Origin of the sequence: Mesobacillus persicus (genome assembly GCF_900109925.1) — a bacterium.
GTDB classification, from domain to species: domain Bacteria; phylum Bacillota; class Bacilli; order Bacillales; family Cytobacillaceae; genus Mesobacillus_B; species Mesobacillus_B persicus.
Map to the genome: position 1 here is coordinate 52,192 of NZ_FOBW01000003.1, position 26,718 is coordinate 78,909.

The 26,718-nt window shown below is 40.7% G+C and carries 26 protein-coding genes; all 26 read left to right on the plus strand.

The genetic code is table 11. From position 1 onward, the window contains the following. Positions 1 to 9: 9 nt before the first annotated feature. Positions 10 to 954 carry an ACP S-malonyltransferase gene (gene fabD, locus BMX30_RS05420; RefSeq protein ID WP_090741945.1) on the plus strand — a complete coding sequence of 315 codons (945 nt, stop codon included), beginning with the start codon at positions 10 to 12 and terminating at the stop codon, positions 952 to 954. After that, complete coding sequence (gene fabG, locus BMX30_RS05425; RefSeq protein WP_090741947.1) at positions 955 to 1,698, plus strand: 3-oxoacyl-[acyl-carrier-protein] reductase; 744 nt, start codon at positions 955 to 957, stop codon at positions 1,696 to 1,698. Between the two features lie 170 nt (positions 1,699 to 1,868). Further along, positions 1,869 to 2,102 (plus strand): acyl carrier protein, encoded by a 234-nt coding sequence (acpP, locus tag BMX30_RS05430; RefSeq protein WP_090741949.1) that lies wholly within the window; start codon positions 1,869 to 1,871, stop codon positions 2,100 to 2,102. Positions 2,103 to 2,297: 195 nt separating this feature from the next. Continuing rightward, positions 2,298 to 3,077: a ribonuclease III gene (gene rnc, locus BMX30_RS05435; RefSeq protein WP_090741951.1), complete on the plus strand. Its 780-nt coding sequence runs from the start codon at positions 2,298 to 2,300 to the stop codon at positions 3,075 to 3,077. Positions 3,078 to 3,098: 21 nt separating this feature from the next. Next, positions 3,099 to 6,665, plus strand: a complete 3,567-nt coding sequence (gene smc, locus BMX30_RS05440) for a chromosome segregation protein SMC (RefSeq protein WP_090741953.1) — start codon at positions 3,099 to 3,101, stop codon at positions 6,663 to 6,665. A gap of 17 nt (positions 6,666 to 6,682) precedes the next feature. After that, complete coding sequence (ftsY, locus tag BMX30_RS05445) at positions 6,683 to 7,675, plus strand: signal recognition particle-docking protein FtsY (protein ID WP_090741955.1); 993 nt, start codon at positions 6,683 to 6,685, stop codon at positions 7,673 to 7,675. Between the two features lie 106 nt (positions 7,676 to 7,781). Continuing rightward, positions 7,782 to 8,111, plus strand: a complete 330-nt coding sequence (locus BMX30_RS05450; RefSeq protein WP_090741956.1) for a putative DNA-binding protein — start codon at positions 7,782 to 7,784, stop codon at positions 8,109 to 8,111. 15 nt (positions 8,112 to 8,126) lie between these two features. Continuing rightward, positions 8,127 to 9,479 carry a signal recognition particle protein gene (gene ffh, locus BMX30_RS05455; protein WP_090741958.1) on the plus strand — a complete coding sequence of 451 codons (1,353 nt, stop codon included), beginning with the start codon at positions 8,127 to 8,129 and terminating at the stop codon, positions 9,477 to 9,479. A 110-nt stretch (positions 9,480 to 9,589) separates the two neighbouring features. Next, a complete protein-coding gene (rpsP, locus tag BMX30_RS05460) occupies positions 9,590 to 9,862 on the plus strand; it encodes a 30S ribosomal protein S16 (RefSeq protein ID WP_090741960.1) in 273 nt (90 codons plus the stop codon). Positions 9,863 to 9,867: 5 nt separating this feature from the next. Continuing rightward, on the plus strand, positions 9,868 to 10,098 hold the full coding sequence (locus BMX30_RS05465; protein WP_090741962.1) for a KH domain-containing protein: 231 nt from the start codon (positions 9,868 to 9,870) through the stop codon (positions 10,096 to 10,098). A gap of 230 nt (positions 10,099 to 10,328) precedes the next feature. After that, positions 10,329 to 10,715: a YlqD family protein gene (locus BMX30_RS05470; RefSeq protein ID WP_090741964.1), complete on the plus strand. Its 387-nt coding sequence runs from the start codon at positions 10,329 to 10,331 to the stop codon at positions 10,713 to 10,715. A gap of 11 nt (positions 10,716 to 10,726) precedes the next feature. After that, complete coding sequence (rimM, locus tag BMX30_RS05475) at positions 10,727 to 11,245, plus strand: ribosome maturation factor RimM (protein ID WP_090741966.1); 519 nt, start codon at positions 10,727 to 10,729, stop codon at positions 11,243 to 11,245. Beyond that, the gene (gene trmD, locus BMX30_RS05480; protein ID WP_090742714.1) at positions 11,245 to 11,985 is read left to right on the plus strand and encodes a tRNA (guanosine(37)-N1)-methyltransferase TrmD; all 741 of its coding nucleotides are present in this window, start codon (positions 11,245 to 11,247) and stop codon (positions 11,983 to 11,985) included. Before rimM ends, trmD begins: the two co-directional genes overlap by 1 nt. A 125-nt stretch (positions 11,986 to 12,110) precedes the next feature. Next, entirely contained in the window at positions 12,111 to 12,455 is a 345-nt protein-coding gene (rplS, locus tag BMX30_RS05485; protein WP_090741967.1) for a 50S ribosomal protein L19, read from the plus strand. 203 nt (positions 12,456 to 12,658) lie between these two features. Then, positions 12,659 to 13,210 (plus strand): signal peptidase I, encoded by a 552-nt coding sequence (gene lepB / locus BMX30_RS05490; RefSeq protein ID WP_090741969.1) that lies wholly within the window; start codon positions 12,659 to 12,661, stop codon positions 13,208 to 13,210. Between the two features lie 159 nt (positions 13,211 to 13,369). Next, complete coding sequence (gene ylqF / locus BMX30_RS05495) at positions 13,370 to 14,245, plus strand: ribosome biogenesis GTPase YlqF (RefSeq protein ID WP_090741971.1); 876 nt, start codon at positions 13,370 to 13,372, stop codon at positions 14,243 to 14,245. Between the two features lie 230 nt (positions 14,246 to 14,475). Further along, a complete protein-coding gene (locus tag BMX30_RS05500; RefSeq protein WP_090741975.1) occupies positions 14,476 to 15,243 on the plus strand; it encodes a ribonuclease HII in 768 nt (255 codons plus the stop codon). A gap of 287 nt (positions 15,244 to 15,530) precedes the next feature. Beyond that, entirely contained in the window at positions 15,531 to 16,691 is a 1,161-nt protein-coding gene (sucC, locus tag BMX30_RS05505) for an ADP-forming succinate--CoA ligase subunit beta (RefSeq protein WP_090741978.1), read from the plus strand. Between the two features lie 22 nt (positions 16,692 to 16,713). Then, positions 16,714 to 17,616, plus strand: a complete 903-nt coding sequence (sucD, locus tag BMX30_RS05510; protein WP_090741981.1) for a succinate--CoA ligase subunit alpha — start codon at positions 16,714 to 16,716, stop codon at positions 17,614 to 17,616. A 121-nt stretch (positions 17,617 to 17,737) separates the two neighbouring features. Further along, positions 17,738 to 18,601 carry a DNA-processing protein DprA gene (gene dprA / locus BMX30_RS05515; RefSeq protein ID WP_090741984.1) on the plus strand — a complete coding sequence of 288 codons (864 nt, stop codon included), beginning with the start codon at positions 17,738 to 17,740 and terminating at the stop codon, positions 18,599 to 18,601. Between the two features lie 500 nt (positions 18,602 to 19,101). Then, complete coding sequence (gene topA, locus BMX30_RS05520) at positions 19,102 to 21,177, plus strand: type I DNA topoisomerase (protein WP_090741986.1); 2,076 nt, start codon at positions 19,102 to 19,104, stop codon at positions 21,175 to 21,177. A gap of 232 nt (positions 21,178 to 21,409) precedes the next feature. Continuing rightward, positions 21,410 to 22,717 carry an FADH(2)-oxidizing methylenetetrahydrofolate--tRNA-(uracil(54)-C(5))-methyltransferase TrmFO gene (gene trmFO / locus BMX30_RS05525; RefSeq protein WP_090741989.1) on the plus strand — a complete coding sequence of 436 codons (1,308 nt, stop codon included), beginning with the start codon at positions 21,410 to 21,412 and terminating at the stop codon, positions 22,715 to 22,717. Positions 22,718 to 22,779: 62 nt separating this feature from the next. Next, positions 22,780 to 23,682: a tyrosine recombinase XerC gene (gene xerC, locus BMX30_RS05530; RefSeq protein ID WP_090741991.1), complete on the plus strand. Its 903-nt coding sequence runs from the start codon at positions 22,780 to 22,782 to the stop codon at positions 23,680 to 23,682. A 22-nt stretch (positions 23,683 to 23,704) separates the two neighbouring features. Further along, positions 23,705 to 24,247, plus strand: a complete 543-nt coding sequence (gene hslV / locus BMX30_RS05535) for an ATP-dependent protease subunit HslV (protein ID WP_090741994.1) — start codon at positions 23,705 to 23,707, stop codon at positions 24,245 to 24,247. Between the two features lie 17 nt (positions 24,248 to 24,264). Beyond that, complete coding sequence (gene hslU, locus BMX30_RS05540) at positions 24,265 to 25,674, plus strand: ATP-dependent protease ATPase subunit HslU (RefSeq protein WP_090741996.1); 1,410 nt, start codon at positions 24,265 to 24,267, stop codon at positions 25,672 to 25,674. Between the two features lie 117 nt (positions 25,675 to 25,791). Further along, entirely contained in the window at positions 25,792 to 26,571 is a 780-nt protein-coding gene (codY, locus tag BMX30_RS05545; RefSeq protein ID WP_090741999.1) for a GTP-sensing pleiotropic transcriptional regulator CodY, read from the plus strand. Positions 26,572 to 26,718: the final 147 nt, after the last annotated feature.

Below are 26,718 nucleotides of genomic sequence, written 5' to 3' on the forward strand. Positions count from 1 at the left end.
GGATGGAATATGGGGAAGATTGCGTTTTTGTTTCCTGGACAAGGATCACAGCAAGTAGGAATGGGAAAAGAGCTTGCTGAAGCAAACGAAAATATCATGGGTTATTTTAAAAAAGCAGATGAGGTACTAGAAGATCATTTAAGCGCGACAATCTTTGAGGGCCCTCAGGAAAAATTGACATTAACGGTCAATGCACAACCAGCCTTGCTAACTACAAGTATAGCCATTCTTGATTATTTTAACCTATCGGGAGTAAAAGCTGACTTTGTCGCTGGCCATAGTCTTGGTGAATACTCTGCGCTTGTCGCAGCAGGAGCTTTACGTTTTGAAGACGGAGTTTATGCCGTCCGCAAGCGTGGAGAGTTGATGGAAAAGGCTGTACCAAATGGGGAAGGAACCATGGCGGCTGTTCTAGGTTTAGCCCGCGAGCCTTTGACAGAAGTTTGTGAGGATATCACGAGTAACGGAAACCCAGTTCAATTGGCTAATTTAAATTGTCCAGGTCAAATCGTGATATCTGGATCAAGAAAAGGTGTGGAAGAAGCTTCCCTTAAAGCCAAAGAAGTGGGGGCTAAACGTGTGCTTCCACTTAATGTTAGTGGGCCTTTCCATTCTTCGTTGATGAAACCGGCAGCGGTTGAATTTGAGAGTATTCTAGATAGTATCGAGATTCAAACTGCGCAAATACCGGTGATTGCAAATGTAAACGCAGAGCCGATGCAGGATGCGGCAGAAATAAAGGGGAAGCTCCTTGAACAATTGTATTCTCCAGTTTTATGGGAAGATACAGTGGCCAGAATGCTTGAGCTTGGGGTCGATACATTTGTTGAAATCGGTCCAGGAAAAGTATTATCCGGATTGGTGAAAAAGGTTGACCGAAAAGCCAAAACATTTGCTGTCTATGATATAGAGAGCTGTGAAGCAGCAATTGCTGCGTTGAAGGAGGGAAACTAAATGAAACTTGAAGGAAAAGTAGCACTTGTTACAGGTGCCTCTCGAGGTATCGGCAGAGAAATTGCCCTCGAACTTGCTAGAGAAGGTGCGAATGTCGCTGTTAATTATGCTGGAAGTGAAGCAAAAGCTTCTGAAGTTGCAGAAGAAATAAGAGCGATGGGGAGAGAAGCCATCCTTGTACAGGCTGACGTCTCTCAGTCTGTCTCTGTCGACGCAATGATCAAGCAAACGACTGAAGCCTTTGGAAGAATTGATATTCTTGTCAATAATGCTGGGATCACTAAAGACAATCTTTTAATGAGAATGAAAGAAGCAGATTGGGATGATGTCATCAACATCAATTTAAAAGGTGTCTTCCTTTGTACAAAAGCGGTAACGAGACAAATGATGAAACAGCGTAGTGGTCGGATTATCAATATTTCTTCGATTGTTGGTGTTAGTGGGAACGCAGGTCAGGCGAACTATGTAGCTGCAAAATCAGGCGTGATTGGTTTGACAAAAACAACAGCTAAGGAGCTTGCCACACGAGGAATTACTGTAAATGCGGTCGCCCCAGGTTTTATTACGACTGATATGACAGATAAGCTGACTGAAGAGCAAAAGAGCGAGATGTTAAAGCAAATTCCTTTAGCACGTCTAGGCGAGCCTACGGATATTGCGAAAACAGTATTGTTCTTAGCTTCAGAGGATAGCCGTTACATGACGGGGCAAACTCTTCATATTGATGGTGGCATGGTAATGTAAGAGTTAGGCCCTTTTTAGGGGACCTAGTTGATGTTTGTTAATTTTGATTGGAGCGTCCTGGACCGTGGAAACGAGTGGTCAGTGCTGAAAATCGATTGAACAATATAAGCGATATAACCTTTATTTATAAAGGGGTATCATCTATAATGACTTGAGGGGAGGTGACAGGCATGGCAGAAGTTTTAGAACGCGTAACAAAAATTATTGTCGACCGTTTAGGAGTAGATGAGGCTCAAGTTTCTTTGGAAGCATCTTTTAAGGATGATCTTGGTGCTGACTCTTTAGATGTTGTTGAACTTGTAATGGAACTTGAAGATGAGTTTAACATGGAAATCTCTGATGATGATGCTGAGAAAATCGCTACAGTTGGTGACGCTGTAAATTACATAAATGGCAAAATGTAACTGTTGGATTTGCTCTAAAAGCTCCGTTTCTTAACGGGGCTTTCTTCTATATAGGAGACTAACGCGTTTTTTTGGAAAAGGTTACTGTCTTTTTATATTATTGACAATAAAAATTTACAGGTTTTTTTGCCTTTTCCACTTTCTTTTTTGTAAACTAGTACTAGTGTGTAAATTTTGAGCAAGGTGGAATTTTGAATGCGCCATACCGGTAGAGATAGGGATAAAAAATATTTTCGGGCAAATGATCAGAAATTTAAAGAATTTCAAACGAGAATCGGAATTCATTTTCAAAATGAAAAACTCTTAAAGCAAGCCTTCACCCATTCATCCTATGTGAATGAGCATCGCCGAAAGCCATATGAAGACAATGAAAGGCTAGAATTCCTTGGAGACGCTGTTCTTGAATTGACTGTTTCCCAGTTTTTGTATAAAAAATATCCGATGATGAGCGAAGGGGAGCTGACAAAGCTTAGGGCAGCCGTCGTTTGCGAACCATCTTTAGTAGAATTTGCGAATCAGTTGAATTTTGGGGAAGTCGTTTTACTAGGTAAAGGGGAAGAAATGACCGGTGGACGTTCAAGACCGGCACTCTTAGCCGATGTGTTTGAAGCATTCATTGGCGCCTTATATCTCGACAAAGGCATTGAAACAGTCCTTTCTTTTTTAGAAGAAGTCGTGTTTCCAAAGATAGATGCGGGTGCTTTTTCTCATGTGATGGATTTCAAAAGTCAGCTGCAAGAACTTGTACAACGCGATGCAGCAGGTACACTTGAGTATAAAATCTTATCAGAAACAGGACCGGCGCATAACCGTGAATTCGAATCCCTTGTGGCTCTCAATGGACAAGAACTTGGGACTGGAAAAGGCCGCTCCAAAAAAGAGGCGGAACAACACGCCGCTCAAATGGCCCTTGGAAAACTAAAAGCACATATGGAAGCGATCTCGAAGCCAAATGACATCAAGAGTAAAGATTAACTAAAAAGGGAGAGCTTGAAAGTGTTTCTAAAACGTTTAGATGTAGTGGGCTTTAAATCCTTTGCCGAGCGGATTGGTGTCGAGTTTGTCCCAGGAGTGACCGCTGTTGTTGGTCCAAATGGGAGCGGTAAGAGCAATATTACCGATGCCATCCGCTGGGTACTTGGAGAACAATCAGCAAAGTCACTAAGAGGGGTAAAAATGGAAGATATTATTTTTGCTGGTAGTGATACAAGGAAAGCCCTGAACTTTGCTGAGGTTACGCTCACCCTAGACAACGAGGACCAGTCGTTACCGATTGATTATAATGAGGTCAGCGTTACTAGGCGGGTTTACCGGTCAGGAGAAAGTGAATTCTTGATCAATAAACAGAACTGTCGATTAAAGGATATCGTCGAATTATTCATGGATTCAGGCTTAGGGAGGGAAGCTTTCTCGATTATTTCTCAAGGGAAAGTCGAGGAAATCCTTAACAGTAAGCCTGAAGATCGACGAACCATTTTTGAGGAAGCAGCTGGCGTTCTCAAATATAAAACTAGAAAAAAGAAAGCAGAAACAAAACTTTTTGAAACTCAGGAAAATTTAAATCGAGTGGCGGATATCCTTTATGAACTTGAGGGACAGGTAGAACCATTAAAAATTCAGGCTTCAATGGCAAAGGATTATCTCGAGAAGAAAGACGAACTTGAAAAAATCGAGGTTGCACTCACGGCTTTTGAAATAGAGGAACTGCATGGTAGATGGGAACAACTTTCTGAGGAGTTAAAGCAGCATAAAGAAGGCGAAATGCAAATGGCTGCCACCCTACAAAAAAAGGAAGCTTCCATTGAAAAGCTACGTGATGAACTAACAGCTGTTGATGAATCCATTAGTAGTTTGCAAAACGTCCTTTTACATGCAAGTGAAGATTTGGAGAAGTTAGAAGGACGAAAAGAGGTCCTAAAAGAACGGAAAAAGAATGCTGCTCAAAACAAAGGTCAACTAGAACGAACAATCACAGAGATTTCAACCAGGATTGGTCAGTTAGAGACCACGAAAGAAACACAAAAAAGTGCAGTCGATATCCTTAGTTTAGAGGCGGAAAAGCTGCACAAGGATCTAAGTGATCGCCAACAGCAGTTAAAGCTTTATAGCGAGGATATTGAACTGAAAATTGAGTCGCTGAAGAGTGACTATATTGAAGTACTTAATCAACAGGCAGGCGCCAAAAATGAACTAACTTATATCGAGCAACAACTTGCACAGCAGGCGGTAAGAAGTACAAAGGTAGGCGGAGAAAACGACCGCTTCCTCCAGCTCCGGGAAGAAATCAACCAGAAAAAAGCGAAAACCAAAGACGAGCTTAACCAAGTTCAACAAGCGCTTGAATTAGAAGTGCAGAAATATTTACAAGTCCAGCGTGAGTTGGAAGGAATGCGTAATCATCTGGATAATCAGGAAAAGACCTTGTATCAAGCTTATCAATATGTCCAACAGGCAAAGTCGAAGAAAGAAATGCTTGAGGACATGGAAGAAGAGTACACAGGATTTTTCCAAGGAGTTAAAGAAGTTCTAAAAGCTCGTGGTACTAAGCTTCAGGGCATTGAAGGGGCAGTTGCAGAATTAATTAAAGTTCCAAAGGCCTATGAACTTGCATTGGAAACAGCTCTTGGTGGTGCGATGCAACATATTGTCGTTGCGAATGAAGAAAATGGACGAGCAGCCATTCAATACTTAAAACGACATTCCTACGGTCGGGCTACCTTTTTACCCCTTAGTGTCATAAAGGGGAAGACCATTGCCACTCATCTAATCCAGGCAATTGAAGGGCATCCCTCTTACGTGGGAACAGCTGTAAGCTTAATAGAATTCAATGATAAATATAGAGAGGTCATTCATAATTTGCTTGGTAATATGGTCGTTGCCAAGGATCTAAAGGGTGCAAATGAGCTGGCACGTATGCTTCAGTACCGCTCGAGGATTGTTACTCTCGATGGTGATGTCGTTAATCCTGGAGGTTCGATGTCTGGTGGAGCTGCCAAGAAAAATGCTTCCTCGCTTCTAAGCCGTAAAGGAGAGTTAGAGGAATTAAAGTTAAAGCTCTCAGAAATGGAAGAGAAGACAAATCAGCTGGAAGCAAAATTTAAAACATCAAAAAAAGAGCTCCAGACACGAACAACTCATTTTGAAGACCTTCGAAAAATCGGAGAAGACCTGCGGTTAAAGGAACAGTCGCTTAAAGGGGAACTTCGCGAAATTGAGATTGAAGAAAGAAATATTAATGAGCGTCTTGCTGTTTACGATTCTGAACAATCTCAGTTCAATGAGGAAAGAGTAAGGCTTACTCATAGAGAGGCCGAACTAGTAAAACAAAACGCCCAGCTAAAGGATAACCTTAAGGAACTAGACCGGCAGATTGCTGAATTAACCAACCGAAAGAACATCAACCTAACTTCTAAGGAAACCCTTATCTCGGAGATTAGTGAATTAAAAGTGGCGCTAGCGGCTAAAAACGAACAGTTCCAGTTTGCGAAAGAAAAGCTCGAAAGTGCCACTCTGGAGCTTGAAGAACAAACAAACCGCCTAGAAGCGATTACGGACGATTTAGCTCTCCTATCATCGGAGATGACCAATAGTTCTTCTGGTGAAAACCAACTAGAAGATGCTGCCCGGAAGAAGTTAGAGGATAAGAATAATACCCTTGAGCTCATTTCAACTAGACGGGAGGAGCGACTAAACAGACAAGCTCAATTAGAAGACTTAGAACTAGAAACGAAAGAATTGAAGCGTCAGTACAAGGGGCTAAATGAGGTTGTGAAAGACGAGGAAATCAAGCTTAATCGTTTAGATGTTGAGCTTGACACACGTTTAGCACATCTCCGTGAGGAATATCTTTTATCCTTTGAAGCTGCTAAAGAACAATATCCATTAATGATTTCGGCGGATGAAGCAAGGACAAAAGTAAAACTCATTAAACTAGCGATAGAAGAGCTTGGAACCGTAAATCTTGGGGCCATTGAGGAGTATGAGCGCGTATCAGAACGCTATGAATTTCTCAATGAACAAAGAAGCGACCTTCAAGAAGCGAAGGATACCTTGTATCAGGTCATTGGTGAGATGGATACAGAAATGAAGAAACGCTTTGAAGAAACGTTTGTAGCAATACGGTCTCATTTTGAAGGAACGTTTCAAGCACTGTTTGGTGGCGGCAGAGCGGATATCAGACTTACACAACCGGATGATTTGCTTAACACTGGAGTAGACATTGTTGCTCAACCACCAGGGAAAAAGCTGCAAAATCTAGGTCTGCTTTCTGGTGGTGAACGATCTTTAACTGCCATTGCCCTGCTCTTCTCTATCCTAAAGGTACGCCCGGTGCCATTTTGTATTCTGGATGAAGTCGAGGCGGCCCTCGATGAAGCGAATGTATTCCGATTTAGTCAGTATCTTAAAAGCTATAGTTCTGAAACGCAGTTCATTGTCATTACGCATCGGAAAGGGACAATGGAAGAAGCCGATGTTCTTTATGGAGTAACAATGCAAGAATCGGGTGTATCCAAACTTGTTTCTGTAAAACTTGAGGAAACTAATAAGCTGGTGAAATCCTAATAGGAGGCTGTGAAAACATGAGTTTCTTTAAAAAGTTAAAAGAAAAGATTACACAACAGACGGAAACGGTCAGTGAGAAGTTTAAAGAGGGACTGACCAAAACTAGGGATAACTTTTCAGGAAAGGTGAATGACCTAGTCGCTCGCTATCGAAAGGTAGATGAGGAGTTTTTTGAAGAACTTGAAGAAATTCTAATCGGGGCAGATGTTGGTTTTGATACCGTGATGGAATTAATTGAAGAGTTAAAATTGGAAGTGAAACGAAAAAATATCCAAGACCCTAGAGAGGTTCAAGCGGTCATCTCTGAAAAGCTTGTGGAAATTTATGAAAATGCTGGTGAGGTTCCTAATGGATTAAATATCCAAAAGGATGAGCTTACCGTAATTTTATTTGTCGGGGTAAATGGCGTTGGAAAAACGACAACGATTGGCAAGCTTGCTCATAAATTCAAAACTGAAGGAAAAACTGTGCTCTTAGCTGCTGGAGACACGTTCCGTGCCGGAGCAATTGATCAGTTAGAGGTATGGGGAGAACGAGTTGGCGTCGATGTGATTAAACAAGGAGAAGGCTCAGATCCTGCTGCTGTTATGTATGATGCCGTGCGTGCTGCGAAATCTCGCGGAGCAGATATCTTGTTATGCGATACAGCGGGACGTTTACAAAATAAGGTAAACCTAATGAAAGAATTGGAAAAGGTTAAACGTGTCATTGAACGCGAAATACCAGGTGCGCCGCATGAGGTCCTACTTGTGCTAGATGCGACAACAGGTCAAAATGCGTTGATTCAGACGAAAACCTTTAAAGAAGTAACTGATGTCAGTGGGATTGTCCTAACTAAGCTAGATGGAACGGCAAAAGGTGGAATCGTGCTTGCGATTCGGAACGAGCTAAAAATACCGGTAAAATTTGTCGGTCTCGGTGAAAAAATGGATGACCTGCAAGAGTTTGATTCAGAGAAATATGTGTATGGCTTATTTGCCGATTTAGTGGAAATGGAAGAAGTAGAGTAACAAAGGAGGCTAAATCTAGCCTTCTCTTGTTGACACATTAAGTCTTACTGTGTACACTATTTCTATGTAAAGGTTTTTCACTTAACACATATGGGAGAGAAAGAAAATGCTTGAGAAAACAACCCGCATGAACTATCTATATGATTTTTATCAAGCACTATTAACTCCTAAGCAACAAAGCTATATGTCCCTCTATTATCTAGATGATTATTCACTTGGAGAGATTGCAGAGGAATACAAGGTCAGCCGCCAGGCGGTCTATGACAATATTAAAAGAACAGAAGCAATGCTTGAAGAGTATGAGGAAAAGTTGTTGCTTTTTGAAAAGTTTCAGGAGCGCAAGCGTTTGATTGCAAGAATGAAAGAATGCTTGAGCGGGGAGTCTGATCATCAAACTCTTACTGAATTTGTCGCAGCGATTGAGAAATTAGATTAGGGAGGCGGCACGAAAATGGCATTTGAAGGATTAGCCGACCGACTGCAAAATACGATGCAAAAAATCCGTGGAAAAGGAAAAGTTTCCGAAGCGGATGTCAAAGAAATGATGCGTGAGGTCCGTCTTGCCCTACTTGAGGCAGACGTAAACTTTAAAGTGGTAAAGGACTTTGTTAAGAAAGTCAGCGAACGTTCAGTTGGTCAGGAGGTCATGAAAAGCTTGACTCCTGGGCAACAGGTCATTAAGGTCGTTAAAGAAGAACTGACTGAGTTAATGGGTGGAGAGGAAAGCAAAATTGCTGTGGCCAATCGTCCTCCAACTGTCATCATGATGGTCGGTCTTCAAGGGGCCGGTAAAACCACGACTACTGGGAAGCTTGCGAACCTTTTACGTAAGAAGTATAACCGCAAACCGATGCTAGTAGCGGCTGATATTTACCGTCCAGCGGCGATTAAGCAGCTTGAAACACTAGGAAAGCAGTTAAGTATGCCAGTTTTCTCGCTCGGAGATCAAGTAAGTCCAGTGGAAATTGCCCGCCAAGCAATCGCAAAAGCGAAGGAAGACCATCATGATTATGTCTTGATTGATACCGCGGGTCGTTTGCACATTGACGAAAAACTGATGGACGAGTTAAAGGAAATCAAGGAACTGTCAAACCCGAATGAGATTTTCCTTGTCGTCGATGCCATGACGGGGCAAGATGCTGTCAATGTGGCGCAAAGTTTTAACGAACTGTTAGGGTTAACAGGCGTTGTGTTAACAAAGCTGGATGGTGATACCCGTGGTGGTGCTGCGCTTTCCATTCGAGCGGTTTCAAACACACCGATTAAGTTTGTTGGTCTTGGTGAGAAACTCGACGCTTTGGAAACTTTCCATCCCGAGCGGATGGCATCCCGTATTTTAGGGATGGGGGATGTACTGACCCTAATTGAGAAGGCACAGTCAAATGTGGATGAAGAGAAAGCAAAAGAGCTTGAGAAAAAAATGCGCACAGCATCTTTTACATTGGATGATTTCCTTGAACAACTCGGTCAGGTCAGAAATATGGGACCACTAGATGAGTTGCTAAAAATGATGCCTGGGGCGAATAAAATAAAAGGCTTGGATAATTTGCAGGTTGATGAAAAGCAAATCTCTCATGTTGAAGCAATTATTCAGTCAATGACCAAGGCTGAGAAAGAGCATCCAGAAATCATTAATGCTAGTAGACGTAAACGGATTGCAAAAGGGAGTGGAAGGACCGTTCCTGAGGTAAACCGTTTGCTTAAGCAATTTGAAGATATGAAAAAAATGATGAAACAGATGACGGGGATGCAGCAAAAAGGCAAGAAAAAGGGTGGCTTTAAGCTCCCGTTTAACCCGTTCTAATCATCAAATTCCCACCAATTTTACCCTGTAAAGAAAAAACCCTTTACAACTAAAAAACAATTTGTTATCATTCTATCTTGTGTGAAACTATTCGGAGGTGCTTATTTAAAATGGCAGTAAAAATTCGTTTAAAGCGTATGGGAGCTAAAAAGTCTCCTTTCTATCGTATTGTTGTAGCAGATTCTCGTTCTCCTCGTGACGGACGTTATATTGAAGTTGTAGGAACATACAATCCGGTAACTCAACCAGCAAAGGTTGATATCAATGAAGAGCTTGTTCTTAAATGGCTTCAAGATGGAGCTAAACCATCTGATACAGTTCGTAACTTGTTCTCAAACGAAGGCATCATGGAAAAGTTCCATAATGCTAAATTAAGCAAATAATTGGTATGAAAGAATTAATTGAAACAATCGTAAAGCCTCTAGTTGACTTCCCTGAAGATGTTCAAGTGAATGTCGAAGAAGAAAGTCAGCGCATTACCTATAAGCTTTCTGTTCACAAAAGTGATATGGGCAAAGTGATTGGGAAACAGGGGCGAGTTGCAAAGGCCATTAGAACAGTAGTCTACGCAGCAGGATCATCACAACAAAAGAAGATCTTTTTAGAGATTGTTGAATAGTAACAAGAAGATGGGGGCTAGATTAGAAGATCATAAACTGATCTTTTGGTCGGCCTCTTTCTTTATTGCCTTTTCTCTACTAAGTGACGGGCTATCTATATAGAGAAAACAGCCTTCTTTATTCTTAGTATTGACACAGACTAGTATAATCCACGCATATTTCTCTTTTAACACTCGTTTCATATATAATAAACATAAAGATGAGAAAGAATGAGAGAGGATGGATCGCTGTGGAAGTAATCCAGACGGTTGTGGTCAAACAAGTCCTAACAGAAACCAGTAAGGACAGGCTCCTTGCAAAATATGAAACAAAAAAGCACCAGCTTCAAAAGGAAAGTGATCAGCTAAAGTTTGAATTGAAAAAACAGGAGAGAATGAAAAAGTTCTCATCTGAGGCTTTGCAAAAGCAGTTTGATAAAGAAGTCCGTATACGGAATGAAAAAATGAAGCTCCTTGACTTTCATATCGAACAATTACATATTCTACCCATAGGAAGCGAATTAAAAGAATCGGAGCATCAAGCCCTAGTTGTGATCAATGTGGGAGATAGATGGGATGATTTTATGCAAGAAAAAACGATTGTGGTTAAAGATGGAATCGTGGTCGAAATACGCTAGAGGTGATATAAATGGATAAATGGTTTAACGTTGGAAAGATTGTCAATACTCATGGGATTCGTGGAGAGGTAAGAGTAATTTCTCGCACGGATTTCCCTGACGAAAGGTATAAACAAGGGAATCAGCTTTTTCTCTTCAAACCTGGTACAAAAGAACCGATTGAACTTGTGGTAGCCAGTCACCGTGTTCATAAAAATTTTGACTTACTCACTTTTGAGGGCTATCACAATGTCAATCAAGTTGAACCGATGCGAGATGGAATTTTGAAGGTTCCTGAGAGCCAAAGAGGGGATTTAACTGAAGGTGAATATTATTTTCAAGATATCATCGGTTGTCTCGTCGCGACCATCGAAGGAGAGGAAATTGGGAAGGTTGTCGAAATCCTTACTCCGGGTGCCAACGATGTGTGGGTTGTAAAGGGTGGTAAGGGGAAGGAAATTTTGATCCCCTATATCGAAGACGTTGTGAAAAGGGTAGATATCAAGGACAAAGTGATTTTAATTGAGCCGATGGAAGGGCTCTTGTCATGATGAAAATTGATGTTCTTTCCATCTTTCCAGAAATGTTTTCTGGTGTCTTAGGACACTCGATTCTGAAAAAGGCGGAGGAAAAACAGGCTGTAAGCTATCAAGTAGTTAATTTCCGCGACTTCGCTGATAATCGTCACCAAACAGTCGATGATTATCCATATGGAGGCGGAGCAGGGATGGTATTGAAGCCGCAGCCGATTTTTGACGCAGTCGAGAACTTGGTTCAAAAGGCTGAGGGGAAAAAGCCACGGGTTGTCCTGATGTGCCCACAAGGGGAACGCTATACTCAAAAGAAGGCAGAAGAACTTTCACAAGAAGAACATCTTATTTTCATTTGTGGTCATTATGAGGGATATGACGAACGGATTCGTGAGCACTTAATTACCGATGAAATTTCGATTGGTGACTATGTGTTGACTGGTGGTGAATTAGGGGCAATGGTCGTCATTGATAGTGTCGTGAGGCTTTTGCCAGGAGTATTAGGTAGTGAAGAGTCCCATATTCAAGATTCATTTAGTACAGGCTTGCTAGAACATCCACATTATACAAGACCAGCTGATTTCCGTGGAATGAAAGTACCTGATGTGCTTGTTTCCGGGAACCACCGTTTAATCGAGGAGTGGCGAAAAAAAGAATCACTGCGAAGGACGCATCTCCGCCGTCCGGATTTGCTAGAAGAAATAGAACTTCCGTCGGATATGAAAAAATTACTAGCTGAAATCAGAAATCAATCTGAATAATTGTTGCAGGTGTTAGTTCAATATGGTATGATGTTTCTTGTGACTTGAGCTGAATAGCCAGTCTTTATAACGGTGTTCCGCTGCAAATGAACGTGCAAGAGCATCTGTGGGAGGAGTTGAAAACGATGCAAAATCTAATTGCAGAAATTACAAAAGAACAACTTCGTTCTGATCTACCTTCATTCCGTCCTGGTGATACTGTACGTGTACACGTAAGTATTGTTGAGGGAACTCGTGAGCGTATTCAGATTTTCGAAGGTGTTGTAATTAAGCGTCGTGGTGGTGGAATTAGCGAAACTTTTACAGTTCGTAAGATTTCTTACGGTGTAGGCGTTGAGCGTACATTCCCTGTACACACACCAAAAATTGCGAAGCTTGAAGTATTGCGCCGCGGTAAAGTACGCCGTGCGAAACTTTACTACTTACGTGAACTACGTGGTAAAAAAGCTCGTATTAAAGAGATTCGATAGAACCATAAGTAAGTTTCAAAAAAAGAGCTTGTCTGACAAGCTCTTTTTTCATAGAAATAAACAGGTTGAATCTCACTTTTGTTGAAATTTATATACAAAATTATAAATTTATTGTAAAAAAAACACTCCCATCGTGTTTATGCTTTTCAACTTATGTAAAATAGAATTATATTGCTAATGATTCTGAGATTGGTGGGGAAAGAATGGCACAGAAAAAGAATGAATTATGGGAATGGATAAAAGCACTTATTATCGCTGTTTTACTTGCGGCATTGATCAGATATTTTCTATTTGCACCAATCGTGGTGGACGGATTATCAATGATGCCGACCCTTCATGATCAGGATAGAATGATTGTTAATAAGCTTAGCTATCAGATTGGTGAGCCTGAACGGTTTGATATAATTGTATTCCATGCCCCAGAGAACAAAGATTACATAAAAAGAGTGATTGGTCTTCCTGGTGATACAATTGAATACAGGAACGATACCCTTTATGTGAATGGAAAAGCTTATGAAGAGCCATACTTGGAAGAGTACAAACAACAAGTAATTGACGGTCCTCTCACAGATCCTTTTACGCTTGAGGAAAAAATCGGTAGAGATACGGTGCCGGAGGGTCATATTTTTGTAATGGGAGATAACCGCCGTTTTAGCAAAGACAGTCGTCATATTGGTACAGTGCCAATTGACGAGGTGTTAGGAAAAACAAACCTCATTTATTGGCCGGTTGAGGATATACGTTTCATTGATTAAGATTAGGTGCCCGTTAACAAAGCACATTGGCTGGAGTAAGAATGTATTCTTCCTCAAGATTTTAACGGATTTAAAAACGTATAATAAAGCGCCTTGTTAATCCCCTGCCGAGGCTGCAGGGCGTCAACAAGGCGCTTATTTGTTATAGGAGGTTTTAAAATGACCATACAATGGTTTCCAGGCCATATGGCAAAAGCGCGTAGAGAAGTTACAGAAAAGCTTAAGCTTGTTGATATCATATTTGAATTAGTAGATGCTAGAATTCCTCATTCATCCCGAAATCCAATGATTGATGAAATCATTCAGCATAAGCCACGGGTTGTTCTATTGAATAAGGCGGATATGGCCGACAAAGAGATTACGGCCGAATGGATTCGCTATTTTAAAGAACGAGACATCACAGCGCTTGCAATCAACTCCCAAGCTGGGACTGGACTAAAGCAAATTGTCACGGAGGCAAAAAAGTTATTAAATGAAAAATTTGAGCGCTTGAAAGCGAAAGGCGTTAAGCCTAGAGCGATTCGTGCCATGATTGTTGGGATTCCCAATGCCGGTAAATCTACGCTTATCAATCGTCTACATGGCAAAAATATTGCGAAAACGGGAAATATGCCTGGTGTGACAAAATCACAGCAATGGATTAAGGTCGGGAATGAATTAGAACTATTAGACACTCCCGGGATTCTTTGGCCAAAATTTGAAGATCAGGAAGTCGGCTATAAGTTAGCCGTAACCGGCGCGATAAAAGATGCGATTTTAAATATGGATGATATTGCCGTTTACGCATTAAGGTACCTAGGGACCCGTTATCCTAGCCGAGTAAAGGAGAGGTTTCACCTTGATGAGGTTCCTGAAGATATTGTGGAAATGTTTGACAAAATCGGGCTATCAAGAGGGTTTAAACAAGGCAATGAAATCGATTATGATAAAGTAGCTGAAACAGTTATTAGGGAGATTCGTGGAGAGAAGCTGGGGCCTTTATCCTTTGAACGCCCAAGTGATCTTGAAAAACTGGAAATTGAGCTGAATAATTAGCCAACAGAGGCTCTATTAAAGGACGGTTTTTATTTTACTAAACCGCGTTGACTCCTCAAAAATGAGCGGCATATTTTCTCGTACAAGGGACTGCTCAAGGAAGCTATTCAGTGTCCTGTGGGAGCAGCGGGACCGGCTCCTCGCCCGACCCGCTATTTGCTGAGCTTGTGAAGCACAAATCAACATTGTTTAAAGATGCCATAAAAAAAGTGAAAGTGATTTAATAAAAAATGAAAAAATTGACGATTGAAGAAATAAGCCAAACGTTAGTAAATCAGGTTGAGGCTGATGAAGAATTCATCCAAACACTAAAAAAGGATGAACGAAAGGGAGTCCAGCGGATTCTCGAAAGATGGGAAAAGCAGCAGGAGAAAGAGCAACAGTTACATAAAAAGTATATCGAGATGACCTCATTCGAACGCAGTTTACGGACGCAAGGCTTTCAATATATTGCTGGTATTGATGAGGCTGGGCGAGGCCCACTTGCAGGACCAGTTGTTGCTGCAGCGGTCATATTACCTGAGGATTTTTATCTGCCCGGAATTGATGATAGCAAAAAGTTAAATGAGCAAAAAAGAGATGAGTATTTTGAGAAGATTACGACTGAAGCCCTGGCATTTGGTGTTGGAATCATTGATGCAGCCGAAATCGATCGAATCAATATTTTGGAGGCGGCTAAGAAGGCGATGCTCTCTGCCATCATCCAATTAAGACCTAATCCAGACTATTTACTGATTGATGCGGTAAAACTTGATGTACCTTACCCATATGAGGCTTTGATAAAGGGAGACGCCAGAAGTGCTACAATAGCGGCAGCCTCTATTATCGCAAAAGTCACACGAGATCGAATGATGATAGAGATTGATAGGGAGTATCCTCAATACAATTTCGCATCAAATATGGGGTATGGGACTGCCGAACATCTAGAAGCCTTAAAACGGTATGGAGCGACACCTTATCACCGTAAAACCTTTGCCCCTGTAAAGCAATATCTTTAAAATATATTGAGATAATAAATAGCCGAAGTTAATAAAAAGACAATTGCCTAACTACTAGAACCCTGGACAACCTTTGTCCCGGGTTTTTTTCACTTATAATTCATTTTTGTAATTTTTAAAAAGGCGAAATATTTCAATCATAAAGGTAGACAAGAAATATATCATTATATACAATGAAAGCGTTGGTTTATTATTTGTAACAAAATGAGAGTTTAAATAATCTTTGCAAAATGGCCTAACTCTTTTTGTTTGCGCTTTCTTGTAAGGATTGATAGGAGGATGGGAAAATGAATATCCATGAGTATCAAGGCAAAGAGGTCCTCAGACAATATGGGGTATCGGTACCTAACGGCAAAGTTGCATTTACAGTAGAAGAAGCTGTAGAAGCTGCTAAAGAATTAGGAACCCAAGTTTGTGTTGTAAAAGCACAGATTCATGCAGGCGGCCGTGGGAAAGCGGGCGGAGTAAAAGTTGCAAAAAATCTGGACGAAGTCCGTACATATGCGAGTGAAATCTTAGGGAAAACCTTAGTAACTCACCAAACTGGACCAGAAGGCAAAGAAGTTAAACGTCTTTTAATCGAAGAAGGCTGTGACATTAAAAAGGAGTACTATGTCGGTCTTGTTCTTGACCGTGCTACTTCCCGCGTTGTTTTGATGGCTTCAGAAGAAGGCGGAACGGAAATTGAAGAAGTGGCTGAAGCAACTCCTGAGAAAATTTTTAAAGAGCAAATCGATCCGGTTGTTGGATTGACAGCTTTCCAAGCACGTCGAATCGCTTTTAACATCAATATCCCTAAAGAGCTTGTTAACCAAGCAGTTAAATTTATGATGGGATTATACAGCGCGTATGTTGAAAAAGATTGTTCGATTGCTGAAATCAACCCATTAGTGGTAACTGGTGATGGGAAAGTCATGGCGCTTGATGCGAAATTAAACTTTGATTCAAACGCTCTATACCGTCATAAAGATATTCAAGCATACCGTGATCTTGATGAAGAGGATCAAAAGGAAATTGAAGCTTCTAAATATGATCTAAGCTACATTTCCTTAGACGGAAATATCGGCTGTATGGTCAACGGGGCTGGACTAGCTATGTCTACAATGGACATTGTTAAACATTACGGCGGCGACCCGGCTAACTTCCTTGATGTTGGGGGCGGTGCAACAGCTGAAAAGGTTACCGAAGCATTTAAAATCATTCTATCCGATGCGAATGTAAAAGGCATTTTTGTCAATATCTTTGGTGGAATCATGAAATGTGACGTCATTGCAGAGGGTGTCGTTGCGGCTGCAAAACAAGTTGGTCTTCAAGTTCCTCTAGTTGTTCGTCTTGAAGGAACAAACGTTGATTTAGGTAAAAAGATTCTAAATGAATCTGGTTTAAATCTTGTTGCAGCAGAATCAATGGCTGACGGCGCACAAAAAATCGTTTCACTAGTTAAGTAGGATAGGAAGGAGAATCGTTGTCATGAGTGTATTCATAAATAAAGATACAAAAGTCATTGTCCAAGGGATTACCGGTTCAACGGCCCTTTTTCATACAAAACAAATGCTTGAATATGGAACTAAAATTGTTGGTGGGACAACTCCAGGTAAAGGCGGCCAAGAGGTCGAAGGAGTACCTGTTTTCAATACGGTTCAAGAGGCTGTCGCCGCAACTGGTGCAACTGCTTCTGTTATCTATGTTCCTGCTCCATTCGCCGCTGATGCGATCATGGAAGCAGTAGATGCAGAGCTTGACCTTGCAATCTGTATCACAGAGCATATCCCTGTTCTTGACATGGTAAAAGTAAAGCGTTATATGGAAGGCAAGAAGACACGTCTAGTAGGCCCTAACTGCCCTGGTGTGATTACGGCTGATGAATGTAAAATTGGTATCATGCCTGGTTACATCCACACAAAAGGTCATGTTGGCGTTGTATCCCGCTCAGGAACTTTAACGTATGAAGCGGTTCACCAGTTAACACAAGCTGGACTTGGCCAAACAACTGCGGTTGGAATCGGCGGAGACCCTGTAAACGGAACGAACTTTATTGATGTTCTTAAGGCTTTCAATGAAGACCCAGACACTTACGCTGTCATCATGATTGGTGAAATTGGCGGAACGGCTGAAGAAGAAGCAGCTGAATGGGTGAAAGCGAATATGACAAAGCCTGTTGTAGGCTTCATCGGTGGAGTAACTGCACCTCCTGGAAAGCGCATGGGACATGCTGGTGCGATCATTTCTGGTGGTAAAGGAACAGCTGACGAGAAAATCCGTGTTATGAACGAATGCGGTATTAAAGTAGCTGAGACTCCATCTGTAATGGGTGAAACATTAATTGAAGTCCTTAAAGCAGAAGGACTATACGACAAGTGTAAAACACACTAAGCTAAATGAAGGTAAGCAAACAGTCTCTCTTTTTAGAGGGGCTGTTTGCACATTCTTTTAATCTTGTAATCCCTACGAAAAAAGCCTTAAAAAAGCCTTAAAAAACCCTTAGGAGGTCCCAATGGATGAATTTAAAAAAAGGCTAATCCACTTAATCCACGCTAGCCCATTAAGTTGGAAAACGGTTTACACTTTATTAAAAGCAGATCCTTGTCTATCCTCACTTTACTCTCCTTCTTTTGCTCAATCGAGTAACGATAACGTAAAAATATCACTCGCTAAACTTCAAAAAATTTCTATTGATGCCCTGCTAGACTACTATCACTCCAATGATATTCATCTCATTTCACTTTTTGACGAAGACTATCCTATGCATTTGAAAGCTATCCATCAACCACCTTGGATTTTATTTGCAAAAGGGGATATATCCCTGCTAGGGCAGCCGTTTCCACTTGCAGTTGTGGGGAGCCGGGAGGCGACTCCTTACGGAAAGCAAGCCATCGAAATACTGTTTCCGGAGTTAATAAAATATAAGGCTGTTATAATAAGTGGATTAGCTAAAGGAATAGATGCGCATGCTCATAAAATGGCGATTAAATTAGGTGGTAGGACGATAGGGGTTATAGCCGGTGGAATACATCACCTTTATCCGAAGGAAAATCTTGAATTAGCCAAGTTTATGATGAAAGATCACCTCGTCTTGTCTGAATACCCTCCAGATACTAAACCGGAAAAGTGGCAATTTCCACTAAGAAATCGTATTATCGGTGGGCTAGCAAAAGGTACTTTAGTGATTGAGGCCAAAAAAAGGAGTGGATCGTTCATAACAGCTGACTTTGCATTAAATGAAGGAAGAGAAGTATTTGCTGTACCAGGGAGTATCTTAACTCCGTCCTCAGTTGGAACAAATGAACTAATTCAACTCGGAGCAAAATTAGTTAAGGAACCGAAGGATATAATAGAAGAAATTTTTTCAGGTCTATAAAGCACTCAATAACCTAAAAAAATAGGTCATTTTAAGCATATATTTCCATAAAAATGAATGTAATTTGGAAATTTTACTACAAAATGGTTGAAATTATTCGAAATCTGTTATACATTTTGCATCAGAACAAAAAAAGCGGAAGCGCCTTGGTCAGCCCCGAAAAGCGCTGGAGGGCCGGCAGATGAAGTCGTTCTTTGACTTCTATGGGTTAGGCGCAGGAGCTGTATGAATAAATGTAGAAGCGCCTCTATTAGCCCTTCGGGGTTGATAGAGGCGCTACAACTAGAGTCTATTAATAAATAACAAGTATAATAAAATCAAAACCAGCGAAGGCTGGTGCTGGATATAGAAAAGCGGGAAGTGCAAATGCTAAGCCTGAACTTAAATTAAGGGCTTAAACACAAAAAAATAAAACGCTTACTTTACCCAGGTATTGACAATGGGGAACCGCATATTAAATAATAGTGGTAATTTTATTCCCTCTAAGGAGGACTTACAGAATGTCGGACTATTTAGTCATCGTTGAGTCGCCAGCGAAAGCAAAGACGATTGAACGTTATTTAGGAAAAAAATATAAAGTCAAAGCTTCCATGGGGCATGTAATAGACTTGCCGAAAAGTCAAACAGCAATTGACGTAGAACATGGATACGAGCCGAAATATATAACGATTCGTGGAAAAGGCCCAATTTTAAAAGAATTAAAGACAGCTGCAAAAAAAGCAAAGAAAATTTACCTCGCGGCTGACCCTGATCGCGAAGGGGAAGCAATTGCTTGGCATTTGGCGCGTAGTCTTAACGTGGATATAGATTCAGACTGCAGGGTTGTATTTAATGAAATCACCAAAGATGCCATTAAAGATTCTTTCAAACACCCACGACCAATTAATAGAGACCTTGTTGATGCGCAACAAGCACGACGTGTTTTAGATCGACTTGTTGGTTATAACATCAGCCCGTTACTTTGGAAAAAGGTCAAAAAGGGTCTTAGTGCAGGAAGAGTACAATCTGTCGCATTAAGGATGATTATTAATCGGGAGACAGAAATTCAAAACTTTGAGCCAGAAGAGTACTGGACAATAGGTGTGGAATTTCTAAAAGGAAAGACCAAGTTTGAAGGATCATTCTATGGAGTCAATTCAAAGAAAACCGAATTAAAATCAGAAGAAGATGTTCAAAAAATCCTTAAACAGGTAAAAGGAAATGAATTTAAGGTTGAAACTGTTACAAAGAAAGAACGGAAACGCAACCCGGCACTTCCGTTTATTACTTCATCCCTACAGCAGGAATCAGCGCGAAAGTTAAACTTTAGAGCGAGAAAAACGATGATGCTTGCGCAGCAATTGTATGAAGGGGTTGACATTGGTAAAGAAGGCACCGTCGGTTTAATCACTTATATGAGGACGGACTCTACGAGAATCTCGGAAGTCGCTCAGGAAGAAGCAAGTGGTTATATTACGAATGAATACGGAAAAGAATTTTTAAAGAGTGGGGATAAAAAGGAAAAGAAGCAAGCGAATGCCCAAGATGCCCACGAAGCGATTCGACCAACGAGTGTTTTAAGGACACCTGCGGAAATAAAGCAATATTTATCTAGGGACCAGTTACGTTTGTACAAATTGATTTGGGAGCGCTTTGTTGCTAGTCAAATGGCGCCAGCAGTAATGGATACGATGAGCGTTGATTTGGTTAATTCAGGCGTAATCTTCCGAGCAACAGGGTCAAAGGTAAAGTTTCCTGGTTTCATGAAAGTATATGTTGAAGGCTCAGATGATGAAGTAGATGAAAAAGACAAGCTTCTTCCTAATCTAAAGGAAGGAGACGCGGTGATAAAAAAGGACATCGAACCGAAACAGCATTTCACCCAACCGCCGCCAAGATATACAGAAGCAAGGTTGGTTCGAACCTTGGAAGAACTCGGAATAGGGCGACCTTCGACTTATGCGCCAACACTTGATACGATTCAGAAACGAGGGTATGTTAGCCTCGACAATAAACGATTTGTACCAACAGAATTAGGGGAAATTGTTGACCAATTAATCATTGAGTTCTTCCCAGATATTGTTAATGTTGAGTTCACTGCCAAGATGGAACAGGATCTAGATAACATAGAAGAGGGTAGTGTGAACTGGGTAAAAATCATTGATGAATTCTATAAAGAATTCGAAAAAGATCTGGAAAAGGCTGAAAAGGAAATGCAGGAAGTAGAAATTAAAGATGAACCTGCAGGAGAAGATTGTGACCAATGCGGAAACGCTATGGTCTTTAAAATGGGACGTTACGGGAAGTTCATGGCTTGTAGTAATTTTCCGGATTGCCGTAATACAAAAGCAATTGTGAAGGAAATTGGTGTGAAGTGTCCAAACTGTAAAGAAGGAAATATTATTGAACGCAAGAGTAAAAAGCGCCGCATTTTCTATGGATGCGATCGCTATCCTGAATGCGAATTCCTTTCATGGGACAAACCGATTGCAAGAAGTTGTCCAAAATGTGAACATCTCCTTGTTGAGAAAAAGCTTAAAAAAGGTGTTCAAGTTTCATGTACTGAATGTGATTATAAAGAAACCCCACAACAGTAGAGTGAGCATAAGCTCACTCTTTTCTGTTGTCTAGGAATTTTGGTCTTGTGAGAAAATATAAATGCAAACATCTTCTTTGTAGGAATCTCGACTTTGTGATAAAATCATTTCTTGTTCAATTTTTTGAAACTTTTTTCTTTTAAATTCGTATCCTTAAGTGCAAAATGGACAATTGAGGGCAAGAATATAAAGGATGAAGCGTATAGATAAATGTAAGCAATGGAGGACTGTAATGACAGAAACGGTAGTAAATGTAGTTGGAGCCGGACTTGCTGGAAGTGAAGCAGCCTGGCAGCTAGCGAAACGTGGGATCCAAGTTCGCCTCTATGAAATGAGACCCATTAAACAAACGCCGGCACATCATACGGATAAATTTGCAGAACTAGTCTGCAGCAATTCATTGCGGGCGAACAATCTTACCAATGCAGTTGGAGTTCTTAAAGAAGAAATGCGACTACTTGATTCGGTCATTATCGGATCAGCAGATGCAAGTTCTGTACCTGCTGGAGGCGCACTTGCCGTCGATCGTCATGATTTTGCTGCTCGGGTGACAGAACAAGTGAAAAATCACCCCAATGTGACCGTAATTAGTAAAGAGGTTACTGCAATCCCAGAAGGACCAACGATTATTGCGACAGGTCCATTGACAAGCGAAGCGCTAGCTCAAGAATTGAAGGAGCTCACCGGAGAGGAGTACCTCTACTTTTATGATGCGGCAGCTCCAATTATTGAAAAAGACAGCATTGATATGGATAAGGTCTACTTAAAGTCACGTTATGACAAAGGGGAAGCAGCTTATCTTAATTGTCCAATGAATGAAGAAGAGTTCAACACTTTTTATGAAGCACTGATTGCTGCTGAGACAGTCCCGTTGAAAGAGTTTGAAAAAGAAATTTTCTTTGAAGGATGTATGCCAATTGAGGTCATGGCTAACCGAGGAAAGAAGACGATGTTATTTGGACCTATGAAACCTGTGGGTTTGGAAGATCCCAAAACAGGGAAACGGCCATATGCGGTTGTTCAACTCCGTCAAGATGATGCAGCTGGAACGCTCTATAATATTGTTGGCTTTCAAACACACTTGAAATGGGGACCGCAAAAAGAGGTTCTTCGATTAATTCCGGGACTAGAAAATGCAGAAATTGTGCGTTACGGGGTTATGCATCGAAACACATTTATTAATTCACCAAAGGTATTAAAGGCTACTTATCAATTTAGAAACAGGGAAGATCTTTTCTTCGCAGGACAAATGACAGGGGTAGAAGGGTACGTGGAATCAGCAGCTAGTGGTTTAGTTGCAGGAATCAATGCGGCAAAATTAGTTATGGGAGAATCACCAGTTGATTTTCCAACCGAGACAACGATGGGAAGTATGGCGCATTATATCACAACGACAAATGCGAAAAACTTCCAACCTATGAATGCCAACTTCGGTTTACTGCCAAATCTCCCATCCAAGATAAAGAACAAACAGGATCGAAATGAAGCATATGCTAACCGGGCGTTGGAAACAATTCAGAAATTTGTGAAAAATTTGTAAACTTATTGCAATCGGCCGCTAAGTTATGATACCATTTAGTAGCCTCTGTGGGGTGATGGGTATTGACGGAAAGTGTGAACATTTCTTTAAAATTATTTATTGAGTATTTACAGATTGAGAAAAATTGTTCACAATACACTGTTGAGCATTATCATCATGACATCAATGATTTCTTTGTGTTTATGGCAGAAGAAGCTATTTCGGATCTAAAAGACGTTGAATATTCTGATGTCAGAATCTATTTGACTAAGTTATATGAAAAACAACTCTCAAGGAGAACGGTAGCGCGTAGGATTTCTTGTCTACGTAGTTTTTATAAGTTTCTACTTCGGGAAAAACTAGTAGATGAAAATCCGATTGCTCTTGTTTCCATCCCAAAAGGTGAAAAACGATTACCTGACTTTTTTTATGAGCAGGAGCTCGAGTTGCTCTTCGAGTCATGTGAGACAGAAACGGCCCTTGGGAAAAGAAATAAAGCTTTGCTTGAATTGCTTTACGGTACAGGTATCCGTGTAAGCGAATGCTGCAAAATCCGCTTAACAGATTTAGACTTTTACTTATCGACTGTATTGGTACATGGGAAAGGTCAAAAACAGAGATATGTACCTTTTGGCAGCTTTGCCCAAGATGAGCTTGAAAGCTACATACAAACTGCTCGAAAAGAACTGTTAAAAAGCAAAGAGGATCATGGTTTTCTGTTTGTTAATTTCAGAGGGGGGCCTTTGACGGATAGAGGCGTGCGTGAAATATTAAACAAAATGTTTGATCATTCAGCACTACATGGGAAGATCCATCCGCATAAGCTCAGACATACATTTGCAACCCATTTGCTAAACAATGGGGCAGACCTGAGGACGGTACAGGAATTACTTGGTCATGCATTCCTTTCGTCCACTCAGGTATACACACATGTAACCAATGAACATTTAAGACGAACCTATATGTCCACACATCCGAGGGCATAAGTCTTTAGGAGGAGGAAACGGGATGTCTCAATTTCATGCAACGACTATTTTTGCAGTTCAACATAAAGGGAAATGTGCGATGTCAGGGGATGGCCAAGTTACATTTGGCAACGCAGTTGTGATGAAACACACGGCACGTAAGGTGCGTAAATTGTTTAATGGAAAGGTAGTAGCAGGTTTTGCTGGTTCTGTTGCCGATGCCTTCACTTTGTTTGAAATGTTCGAGGCCAAGCTTGAAGAGTACAATGGAAGTCTCCAGCGTGCCGCAGTGGAACTGGCGAAGCAATGGCGTGGGGATAAAATGTTAAGGCAGCTAGAGGCAATGTTGATTGTTATGAACGAAGAGACAATTTTACTTGTTTCAGGAACAGGCGAAGTGATTGAGCCTGACGATGGGATTTTAGCCATCGGTTCTGGTGGGAACTATGCACTAGCAGCGGGCCGCTCATTAAAACAGTATGCAGGCGAACATTTGTCAGCAGTGGAAATTGCCAAGGCAGCCCTAGAAATTGCGGCTGATATTTGTGTGTATACCAATACCAACATTATTGTGGAAGAATTGTAGGGAAGGAGTGTGTATGCATGAATAATTCAAACAATCTAACACCAAGACAAATTGTTGAACGACTTGACCAGTTTATTATTGGTCAAAACGAGGCAAAAAAGGCAGTAGCAATCGCACTTAGGAACCGGTATCGTCGAAGTCTCCTCGATGAAGGGATCCGGGATGAAATTAGTCCCAAAAATATTTTAATGATGGGACCTACAGGTGTAGGTAAAACCGAAATCGCTAGAAGAATGGCCAAGATGGTTAGAGCCCCATTTATTAAAGTCGAAGCGACTAAATTTACTGAAGTCGGCTATGTTGGCCGAGATGTTGAATCAATGGTTCGTGACCTTGTTGAAACTTCTGTTCGAATTGTAAAAGAAGAAAAAATGGTAAGTGTCAAGGAACGAGCGGAGGAAAATGCCAACCGTCGTTTGGTTGAATTATTGGTTCCATCAGCTAAGAAGAATACATCCTATAAAAACCCGCTAGAAATGTTATTCGGTGGAGGAAATCCACAGGCAGAACAAGATTCTACGACTTCTACGGAAGAAATGAATCTAAAAGAGAAAAGAAAAGCAATCCAGTCAAAGTTAGAAGCTGGCGAACTAGAAAATGAAGTCATTACGGTCGAGGTAGACGAACAAGCTCCTTCCATGTTTGATATGCTTCAAGGTTCTGGTATGGAACAAATGGGTATGAACATGCAGGATGCATTTAGTAATCTTATGCCGAAGAAAAAGAAGAAAAGAAAGCTTCCGGTTAAAGAAGCTAGAAAAGTAATAGCGAATGAGGAAGCACAAAAATTAATTGATATGGATGAAGTGACTCAAGAAGCCATCGTCCGAGCTGAGCAGTCAGGGATTATTTTCATTGATGAAATCGATAAAATCGCCAGTAAAAGCTCCGGTGGCTCGTCTGCTGATGTTTCTCGTGAAGGAGTCCAGAGAGATATCCTGCCGATTGTTGAAGGATCTACCATTGTAACCAAATATGGTCCGGTAAAGACAGACCATGTGTTATTCGTTGCAGCGGGTGCCTTCCATATGGCAAAACCATCTGATCTGATTCCTGAACTACAAGGGAGATTCCCAATCCGTGTAGAATTAACAAAGCTTACAGTTGATGACTTTTATCGAATTCTAGTTGAACCAGATAATGCGTTAATTAAACAATATAAAGCTTTATTAGAAACAGAAGGTATACAAATTGAATTTTCTGACGATGCTATTCGTAAAGTAGCGGAAGTTGCCTATGAGGTTAACCAAAATACGGATAATATTGGCGCAAGGCGTCTTCATACCATTTTGGAAAAACTGTTAGAAGATTTAAGCTTTGAAGCTCCAGATATTTCAATGGGTGAAATCCTAATTACCCCTCAATATGTTGAGGAAAAGCTAGGTGCCATTTCTAGAAATAAGGACTTAAGCAGATTTATTTTATAAATCGTTCTACCTGGGGACTGAATGAACATTTAAATCAAGCAATTTGCCGGTTAAATGGCTGTAATTAAATAAAATACATCATATAGTTTTGTTTATGCAAAATAGGAGGAAGAACAAATGGACTTACTATCAAAAACTAGAAAAATTAATGCACTACTTCAGAAAGCAGCTGGAAAACCTGTTAACTTCAAAGAAATGTCAGAGACACTATCTGAAGTGATTGAGGCTAATATCTTCGTTGTCAGTCGTCGAGGAAAGTTATTAGGGTTTGCTGTAAACCAACAGATTGAGAATGACCGGATGAAAAAAATGCTTGAAGACCGTCAGTTCCCAGAAGAATATACCAATGGTTTGTTTAATATCAAAGAAACATCATCAAATTTAGATGTGGAAAGCCAATATACAATTTTCCCTGTTGAAAACAAAGACTTGTTTAAAAGTGGACTAACAACAATTGTCCCAATTATTGGTGGCGGTGAGCGTCTTGGTACCTTGCTTCTTGGTCGCGTAACAGCACCTTTTGAAGATGATGACCTTATTCTTGCAGAATACGGTGCTACTGTTGTTGGGATGGAGATTCTTCGCGAAAAGGCAGAAGAAATTGAAGAAGAAGCTCGTAGCAAAGCGGTTGTTCAAATGGCGATTAGCTCACTTTCTTACAGTGAATTAGAAGCGATTGAACATATTTTTGAAGAACTAAACGGTAAAGAAGGCTTACTAGTTGCTTCTAAAATTGCAGACCGAGTGGGAATCACACGTTCAGTTATCGTTAACGCACTACGTAAGCTTGAAAGTGCTGGTGTCATTGAATCACGTTCCCTTGGAATGAAAGGAACGTACATTAAAGTATTAAATGACAAATTCTTGTTTGAATTGGAAAAGTTAAAGTCCAACTAAACAAGTAAATGCTTGAGATGAAATCCTGTTCCTGCTTGAACGGGATTTTTATTTTCGCCGAATATAATAAAATTGATGTGATAGACTTGATTGTCAAATTTACATATGCTATATTATTAAACGGTGTTAATACACACGATCATGGAT